Origin of the sequence: Kitasatospora sp. NPDC101447, assembly GCF_044767225.1 — a bacterium.
GTDB lineage: Bacteria > Actinomycetota > Actinomycetes > Streptomycetales > Streptomycetaceae > Kitasatospora.
Genome location: NZ_JBIWNL010000012.1, coordinates 50951 through 59028 on the forward strand (window position 1 = coordinate 50951; position 8078 = coordinate 59028).

General features: G+C 74.0%; 9 protein-coding genes. 6 read left to right on the forward strand and 3 right to left on the reverse strand.

Features of this window, described 5'->3' with window-relative positions:
- Positions 1-44: 44 nt before the first annotated feature.
- Positions 45-1019, reverse strand: coding sequence for a SigE family RNA polymerase sigma factor (locus tag ACIRST_RS18895; protein WP_396551879.1), 975 nt, complete (start codon positions 1017-1019; stop codon positions 45-47).
- Positions 1020-1298: 279 nt separating this feature from the next.
- On the opposite strand from ACIRST_RS18895, the gene ACIRST_RS18900 reads away from it, so the two are divergent.
- The 4 genes from ACIRST_RS18900 to ACIRST_RS18915 all read left to right on the forward strand — a co-directional run bounded on the left by ACIRST_RS18900 (position 1299) and on the right by ACIRST_RS18915 (position 4612).
- Positions 1299-1976 carry a response regulator transcription factor gene (locus tag ACIRST_RS18900; protein WP_063349065.1) on the forward strand — a complete coding sequence of 226 codons (678 nt, stop codon included), beginning with the start codon at positions 1299-1301 and terminating at the stop codon, positions 1974-1976.
- A 67-nt stretch (positions 1977-2043) separates the two neighbouring features.
- Complete coding sequence (locus ACIRST_RS18905; protein ID WP_350520008.1) at positions 2044-3591, forward strand: HAMP domain-containing sensor histidine kinase; 1548 nt, start codon at positions 2044-2046, stop codon at positions 3589-3591.
- On the forward strand, positions 3588-3908 hold the full coding sequence (locus ACIRST_RS18910; protein ID WP_350520007.1) for a hypothetical protein: 321 nt from the start codon (positions 3588-3590) through the stop codon (positions 3906-3908). The genes ACIRST_RS18905 and ACIRST_RS18910 overlap by 4 nt, the downstream gene beginning before the upstream one ends.
- A gap of 80 nt (positions 3909-3988) precedes the next feature.
- A complete protein-coding gene (locus ACIRST_RS18915; RefSeq protein ID WP_350520006.1) occupies positions 3989-4612 on the forward strand; it encodes a VanZ family protein in 624 nt (207 codons plus the stop codon).
- Here the strand turns inward: ACIRST_RS18915 and ACIRST_RS18920 are convergent.
- On the reverse strand, positions 4582-5250 hold the full coding sequence (locus tag ACIRST_RS18920; protein WP_402803179.1) for a PhzF family phenazine biosynthesis protein: 669 nt from the start codon (positions 5248-5250) through the stop codon (positions 4582-4584). The genes ACIRST_RS18915 and ACIRST_RS18920 overlap by 31 nt on opposite strands.
- Before the next feature lie 146 nt (positions 5251-5396).
- Between ACIRST_RS18920 and ACIRST_RS18925 the strand changes: the two genes are divergently transcribed.
- Positions 5397-5900, forward strand: a complete 504-nt coding sequence (locus ACIRST_RS18925; protein WP_402803180.1) for a hypothetical protein — start codon at positions 5397-5399, stop codon at positions 5898-5900.
- 118 nt (positions 5901-6018) lie between these two features.
- Here the strand turns inward: ACIRST_RS18925 and ACIRST_RS18930 are convergent, their stop codons facing one another.
- Positions 6019-7377: a hypothetical protein gene (locus tag ACIRST_RS18930; protein WP_402803181.1), complete on the reverse strand. Its 1359-nt coding sequence runs from the start codon at positions 7375-7377 to the stop codon at positions 6019-6021.
- A 366-nt stretch (positions 7378-7743) separates the two neighbouring features.
- On the opposite strand from ACIRST_RS18930, the gene ACIRST_RS18935 reads away from it, so the two are divergent.
- Complete coding sequence (locus tag ACIRST_RS18935; RefSeq protein WP_350520002.1) at positions 7744-7929, forward strand: PspC domain-containing protein; 186 nt, start codon at positions 7744-7746, stop codon at positions 7927-7929.
- Positions 7930-8078 lie beyond the last annotated feature (149 nt).

An 8078-nucleotide genomic window follows, 5' to 3' on the forward strand; every position in this document is an offset into this window, starting at 1 on the left:
CGGACCGTGACCGTCCGATTCCCGTCCCCCGACGGGAGTCCTCGTTACGCGACCAGCTCGCCGAACGCCCGGACGGTGTCGCCCGACTTGTTCAGGTGCTCGTCGTCGCGCAGCCGGCGCAGGGCGCGCCAGATGCTGCTCTTGACGGTGCCGACGCTGATCCCCAGCACGTCGGCGATCTCCGGGTCCGTCTTGCCCTCGTAGTACCGCAGCACCAGCATGGTGCGCTGGTTCTCCGGCAGCTTCGCCAGCGCCTGCCAGAGCACGGTGCGCAGCTCGGTGCCGCCCATCGCGTCGGTGTCGCCGGCCGTCTCCGGCAGCTCCTCGGTCGGGTACTCGTTGACCTTGCGGCGCCGCCAGGCGGAGATGTGCAGGTTGGTCATGGTGCGGCGGAGGTAACCCCCGACCGCGGCCTTGTCGGTGATCCGGCCCCAGGCCCGGTAGGTGCTGAAGAGCGCGCTCTGCAGCAGGTCCTCGGCCTCGTAGCGGTCACCGGTGAGGTGGTACGCCGTGGCGTACAGGGAGGCGCGGCGCTCGCGCACGTACGCGGTGAACTCCGTGATGTGGTCCTCCGCGGCGGCCGAGTGCTCCCCCTGCGCGCCTCCCTGTCCGGCCTCGGTGGTGCGGGCCGCGGCGGGGTTCAACCGCAGCAGCGTCGCACCGGCGGCCTCGCGACCCGCCGACTCCCCCGAGCCGACCGTCCGCAGACCGTTCCCCCCGGCCCCCCGGTTCCCCCCGGGGGCCTCCGTGCCCTCGACGCGGACGGGGAGGATCCCCCGCAGCGTCAGGGTGGTGCCGGAGTCGACCGAACTCCCCAGTCGGCCGATCCCGTACAGCTCCCCCGTCCTGCCTCCGCCGCTCACCCGGCGGGCGACAGGGTTTCCACCGGTGCTGTGCGCGCACCCCCGTACGGTCACGGCACCGGAGTTCTCGTCGGTCCTGACCTCGTACCGGGTCCGGTGGGTGGTCGCTGACGAACGCGCGGTGCGGACAGCCGGGTTGGTCCGGGTCTGAAGCATGGCGGTCATCGTGCGCCCCCTTGGATCGGTACGAGCGGTTCCGGTAGCCGCCCTCCAGCCGGCCTTCCGGCCCGCTGTCCTGCGGCGACATGGAAAATCCTGCCCGCCGGTTGTGATGACGCTGTCCGCCGACTGTCACAGGGGTGTCACAGGCGGGGGCCTTTCGTCCCGGTCCGCCTCCCTCCGTACCGGACGCCGGTGGCGGTCCTTCCGGTTCCCGTACGGTCCGTGAGCGGTCCGGGGGGTGATTCGGGGCTGCGGGTGGGCCAAAATGGGGCCGTGCCTTTCCTCCTACTCATCGAGGACGACGACGCCATCCGGACCGGCCTCGAACTCGCCCTCACCCGCCAGGGCCACCGCGTGGCCACCGCCGCCTCCGGTGAGGACGGTCTGAGGCTCTTCAAGGAGCAGCGGCCCGACCTGATCGTGCTGGACGTCATGTTGCCCGGGATCGACGGCTTCGAGGTGTGCCGCCGGATCCGGCGCACCGACCAGCTGCCGATCATCCTGCTGACCGCACGCTCGGACGACATCGACGTGGTGGTGGGCCTGGAGTCCGGCGCGGACGACTACGTGGTCAAACCGGTGCAGCCACGCGTGCTGGACGCCCGGATCCGGGCGGTGCTGCGGCGCGGCGAGCGGGAGAGTTCGGACTCCTCCGCGTACGGCACCGTGGTGATCGACCGCGCGGCGATGACCGTCACCAAGGACGGACAGGACCTCCAGCTCACCCCGACCGAGCTGCGGCTGCTGCTGGAGCTCAGCCGCCGCCCCGGGCAGGCGCTCTCCCGCCAGCAGCTGCTGCGGCTGGTCTGGGAGCACGACTACCTCGGCGACTCGCGCCTGGTGGACGCCTGCGTGCAGCGGCTGCGGGCCAAGGTCGAGGACGTGCCGTCCGCGCCGACGCTGATCCGCACCGTGCGCGGGGTGGGCTACCGGCTGGACCCGCCGGCCTGAGACCTCCCCTCCCCTCCCCCTCCCCCTGCCCTCCGACCGCTGACCTCCCGTACCACGACAGGCTCTTGTGACTGACCATCAGACGACTGCCCGGCGTTTCCCGGCGGGCCGGTGGCGACGGCTGCGCTCCCTGCGCGTACGGCTGATCGCGGTGTTCGCGGCGGTCGCGCTGCTCGCCGCCGTTTCGGCCTCCGGCATCGCGTACTGGCTGAACCGCGACGCGGTGCTCAAGCGTGCCCAGGACACCGCGCTGAACGACTTCCGGGTCTCGCTCAGCCGCAACGTCTCCGAGCTGCCGCTGAACGCGGCCTGCCCGGAGCTGGCCACGCTGGCCTCCAACGTGGCCAGCTCCGGCCTCAGTTACGACGTGGTGGTGGTCGACCCGGCGCACCCGGAGTGCCCCTCGGCCTCCTCCGACCCGACGCGCTTCACGCTGGCCGACGTGCCGGCCGCGCTGCAGTCCACGGTCGCCAAGCCGCGCGAGGTCACCGAGAGCAACCCGTACCCGTACCACCTGTACTGGCAGCGGCAGAACCTGGAGGGCCGGCCGTTCGTGATCGGCGGCACCAAGGTGGTGCCGAACGGCCCGACGGCGTACATGTTCAAGTCGCTGGAGAACGAGCGGGCCGACCTGAACACGCTGGGCTGGTCGCTGGCGATCGCCACCCTGCTCGCGCTGATCGGCTCGGCGCTGCTCGCCCAGGCCGCCTCGGCCACCGTGCTGCGGCCGGTCAAGCGGCTCGGCGACGCGGCCCGGCGGCTCGGCGAGGGGCACCTGGACACCCGGCTCGAAGTCGACGGCGCGGACGAACTCGCCGATCTGGCGCGGACCTTCAACCGGACCGCGGAGCAGCTCCACGAGCAGGTCGAGGAGCTGAGCGCGCGCGAGGCGCAGAGCCGGCGGTTCGTCGCCGACATGTCGCACGAGCTGCGCACCCCGCTGACCGCGATGACCGCCGTCACCGACATCCTGGAGGACGAGGCCGAGTCGCTGGACCCGATGATCGAGCCGGCCGTCCGGCTGGTGGTCAGCGAGACCCGGCGGCTGTCCGACCTGGTGGAGAACCTGATGGAGGTGACCCGCTTCGACGCCGGCACCGCCAAGCTGGTCGCCGACGAGATGGACATCTCCGACCTGATCATGTCCTGCATCGACGGGCGTGCCTGGTACGACGCGGTCGAGGTGGACGCCCCGCGCGGCATCCTGGCCGTGGTCGACCCGCGCCGGCTCGACGTGGTCTTCGCCAACCTGATCGGCAACGCGCTCAAGCACGGCGGCTCGCCGGTGCGGGTCAGGGTCCGGCAGTCCGAGGACTCGGTGGTGGTCGAGGTCAGCGACAGCGGCCCGGGCATCCCGGAGGACGTGCTGCCGCACGTCTTCGACCGCTTCTACAAGGCGGACCGGGGGCGGGCCCGCTCGGAGGGCAGCGGCCTGGGGCTGTCGATCGCGATGGCCAACGCGCAGATACACGGGGGGACGATCACGGCGGCGAACGGGGAGGTCGGCGCGGTGTTCACCCTGACACTGCCGCTGACGCCACCGCCTCCGCCGTCCGCGGGCGGGGCCGAGAACGGCCCCGCGCGCGACGCCGTCGAGGACAAGGACGCCACGTGACCGCCCCCACCCGCACCGCCCTGCGCCGCACCGCCGGCGCGCTGCTCCTGCTCGCGCTGGCCTCCGGCTGCGGCATCCGGCCGACCGCCGTACCGGTCGACGCCGGCGCCCCGGCCAGCCGGACGGCGTGCCCGACCACCCCGCACATACCCACCGCGCTGGCCACCCCGACCGGCCCCGCACCGGCCGTGACCGCGGCCCGCGGCGCCGCCAAGGGCGCCGCGAGCCCGAGCCCGTCGCCCACGCCGGTGGTGCCCGGCAGCCCGCCGCCGGACAACGCGTTCAGCGCGGTGCCGACGGCCTCGCCCTGCAAGTAGCGGAGGGCGCCGGGGGCGCGTTCGGGAATGTTCACGCCCGACGTGGAACCGCCGCGCCACCGGCTCACGTCCTTCCCCCCGTGCAGCGACATGGCACCAGGACACGCGAGGAGCGTTCCGGCGCGGGGACCGAGAGCAGCCCGGCGGCGGCCGTCCACCGTTCCCTCCGGCCGGCCGGACTGACGGGCCTGGCCCTGTACCTGGCGCTGGTGCTCTGGGTGGTGCTGAGACCGCTTCCGGTGGCGTGGGTGTACGACGCCAACCTGACGCCGCTGGCCTCGCTGCGCTCCTCCACCGGCTGGCAGGTGGTCGGCGAGCTGCTGCTGCTGGCCCCGCTCGGCGTCCTGCTGCCGCTGGCCGGCGGGCGCCTGCGGGCCCCCTGGCTGCCGTCCTTCCTGCGCACCACCGGCGTCTCCGCGCTGCTGGCGACCGGGCTGGAGTTCCTGTCCTCCTGGACGCCGGGGCACGTCCTCAACGTGGACCACATCCTGTTCGCCGTGATCGGTGTGGCCACCACGCACGTCGCGCTGGTCCCCGGCCTGCGCCACCTGCTCCGGGAGCGTCGGCCGCGGGCGCCCCGGGTGTCCGTCCTGGCCGTCCCGCCGGTGACCGCCGTCGGCCGGGTGGCCGCCGTCGCGCCCGCCCCCCGGCCGTCCGTCGCCCGTCCGCGCGCCTACGCGGAGCCGACGCCGCCCGTCCGCTGAACCGGCGCCACCCGACCGCCCACCTCGACCAGCCCGCCCGGGCGCAACCCGGTCAGCAACTGCGAGCCCCGGCCCTGGGTCACGGTCAGCGCCCGGCCGAGCCGCGCGGTCAGCAGCAGGGCGGCCGCCCCGGTCGCCTCGTCCTCGTCGATCCCGTCGCCGCGCCCGGGGAAGGCCCGCGCCCGGACGGTGCCGGCCGCCTCGTCCTGCCAGGCCCAGGCGTAGATCCACTCCCCCGGCGGCGGCACCTCCAGCGCCTCCACCTCGGCTACCGATCCGTACTGCCGCAGCGTCCGCGGCGGGGCCCACTGCGGCCGGGCCTCGATCCGGGTCACCCCGTCCGCGCGCCGCACGCCCACCACGCCGGCGGCCGTGACCAGCCGGTCCACCCCGAGCAGCCAGGCGGCGCCCACGCACGGGTGCCCGGCGAACGGCAGACGCAGCGTCGGGGTGAAGATGTCGATCTCCCCGCGCTCCGGGTCGTCGACGAACACCGTCTCGCTGAAGCCGAGTTCGTGCGCGATCCGCTGCCGGTCGGCGCGCTCCGGGACGGCGGCGCCGTCCCGCACCACACCGAGCTCGTTCCCGTACCGGCCGTCAGGTCCGCAAAAGACCCGCAGCACCTCATACTCAGTCATTTCCCACCTCGTCAATTGCCGCTCCGGCAGAGCGCAACGACACCGTGACGTAAAGGCCGCGACGAATGTCAGCCGCCTCCAGTACTGTGCGCTCTCGTCCCCAAACGGTTCCGCCGTTGTTTCTTCCCTCCCACAGGAAACCCCCCTTGAACAATCTCGACTTCAGCGCCGAACCGCTGTTCTCCTGGTACGTCGTCCTGCTGGCGCTCAGCGGCGTCCTCATGCTGCTCCTCGGGGCCTTCGCCGGCGGGCTGAAGGTCGGCCTGCGGATCCTCAACGTCGTGGTCGCCCTCGGTTTCCTGGGGTACGCCTACTACCTCGCGTTCGTCTTCGAGGGCGGCACGTACTACATCTTCTTCAAGGTGTTCATCCTGCCGGTCGCGCTGATCGCCGGTTCCGTGAAGGCGATCGTCGAGCGCAGCAACGCCAAGAACCAGCCGGCCCCGCAGGCCGTCGCGTTCAACCCGAACGCCCCGCAGGCGCCGTTCAACCCCAACGCGCCGCAGGCCCCGTTCAACCCCAACGCCCCGCAGCCGGGCGTGCCGCAGGCCGCCACGCCGTACCCGCCGGGCGTCCCGCCGCAGCCGGTGGCGGACAACCCGTACGCGCAGCCCGCGCCGCCGGCCCAGCCGCCGCACCCGGCCGGCTGATCCGGACGCACCCGTCGCACGAACGCCGGAAGGCCCGTCCGTCACCGCTCTGCAGCGGATGACGGACGGGCCTTCCGGCGTCTGCGGGGTCGCGCCCCGGTGCCGCCCGTGGGCGGCCCTACCCGTTCCTGCGGCGGCGCGCCACGACCAGGGTGCCCACGCCGAGGGCTATCGCGACCGCACCGGTGATCGCCATCGGCGCGGAGCTGGGGCCGCCGCCGGTGGAGGCCAGCCGGGTCTCCGGGGTCGGCGCCGCGGCGGTGACCACCTGCGGGAGGCCGGCCGCCGGGCTCGGCGCCGCGCTGGTGGTCTGGACGACCGGGACGACCGCGACGGCGGACGGCGCCGACGCGGTCGGCGTCGGGGTGGCCGACACGGTGGGCACCGGCGTCGCGGTGGAGCCCGCCGCGGCCACGATCGTGAAGTCGGCCTTCGGGCTGGACGCCTCGCTCCCGCTCTCGCCCTCGCCGGGCAGGCTGCCCGCGAGGGCCGCCAGGGACTGGGCCATGGCCGGGGTGTCCCTGGTGAAGGACAGCCGGACGTCGATCGTCCGGGTCTCGCCCTTCGCCAGCGCCATCACGTCGGCGCTCTTGTCACCGGTGCGCAGCCCCAGGTAGAGCCAGCCGGGGTGCTCCGAGCTGCCTGCCGGGGTCCCCTCCAGCCAGGCCCCGCCGGCCGTCCTGAACTCGAACCTGACGGTCTCGGAGGGGAGCTCGGTCGCCCCCCGGAAGACGATCGCGGGCAGGATGCGGAGGTCCTTGCCGCTGGTGTTGGCGAAGACCAGCCTGAACGCCTTCGCCTCGCCACCCGCCGTGAAGGCGGCGGGCACGCCGTCGAGCCTGACGTCCGCCGTGGCGGCGGGCCTGGGCGCCGCGGTCGTCGGCGTGACCGCCGGGGCGATGACCAGGTCCGAGAAGCCGATCGCGGAGGAGACCCGCTGCTCCGGCGGCAGGGCGGGGTCCGAGACGACGGCGCTGAACCCGGGCGTCACCCGGCCCGCCGGGGTGTCGGCGGCGACGGTGAGCCGCAGCCGGTAGACGGCCTCGGTACCGGGCGCCAGGTGCAGCTGCGCGGGCTGGTCGAGGTCCCAGAGGCCGCCGCTGTTCGTGGCCCGCACCTTGGCGTCCTGCCACTGCGTGCCGCCGGGCGACCGGTACTGCAGCGTGAACTGGCTCGGCTTGGTGGCGGTACCGGTGTCCCCGATGACGACGGAGGACGCGGGCACGTCCATCTGGTGGTCGGCGGTGTTCCTGAGCGTCACGGTGAACTCCACCGGCGCGGCGCCCGCCTTGACGGTGCCGGGCAGGCCGCCGAGGGCGACGGTGACCGGAGAGGGCTGGGCCTGGGCGCCCTGGGTCGCCGCGACGGCCCCCGGGGCGGCGAGGACGGCCGGGGCCTCGACGACGGCCAGGCCGGAGGCCAGGGTGACGGCGGCGGTCGCGGCCAGGAAGCTGCGCTGTGGAATGCGCAATGTCAACCTCACGAGAGAATTCGGACAGAGCCCAACAGAACGTGAAATCGCTTGCGTGAGAGGCCATTTCCTGGCGATGGCGCGCCGATGTTCCGCCCCCCGGCCAACAGCGACTGCGGCATCATATCGAGCCCATTCCACGGGCCCGCGGCGGGAGGTCACGGGGCATTCGGTCCGGGCCGGAGGGCGGTGGCCCTCAGGGTCACCCTGAGGACGACCCCGACGTCCGGCTACGCCTCCCCGGTGAACGTTCGGGGTGCGGAATCACCTGCCGGGCTGAGGCTTTCGCGCCGGCGACGGCGGAGCATGGAAGTACGCCCGCCGGACCGGCCGGACCGGGTCGCACCGTGCGGACCAGATCAGGAGTACACCATGAGCGCGCGCCTTGCCCGTCCCCGCCACAACCGCGTCATCGCCGGCGTCTGCGCCGGGATCGCCGCCCGCTTCGGGCTGACCCCGGGGACCGTCCGGCTGATCTTCCTGCTGTCCTGCCTGCTGCCCGGCCCGCAGTTCCTGCTCTACCTCGCCCTCTGGCTGCTCCTCCCCCAGGAGCCGTGAGCCGTCAGCCGCGAGCCGCGAGCCGCACGCTGTGAGCCGTGAGCCGTGAGCCGTCGCGGCGGAACGCGGACGGGGCGCCCCCCCCCGGGGGGGGGGGGGGGGGGGGCGGCCGGGGGGGGGGGGGGGCGGCCGGGGGGGGGGGGCCGCAC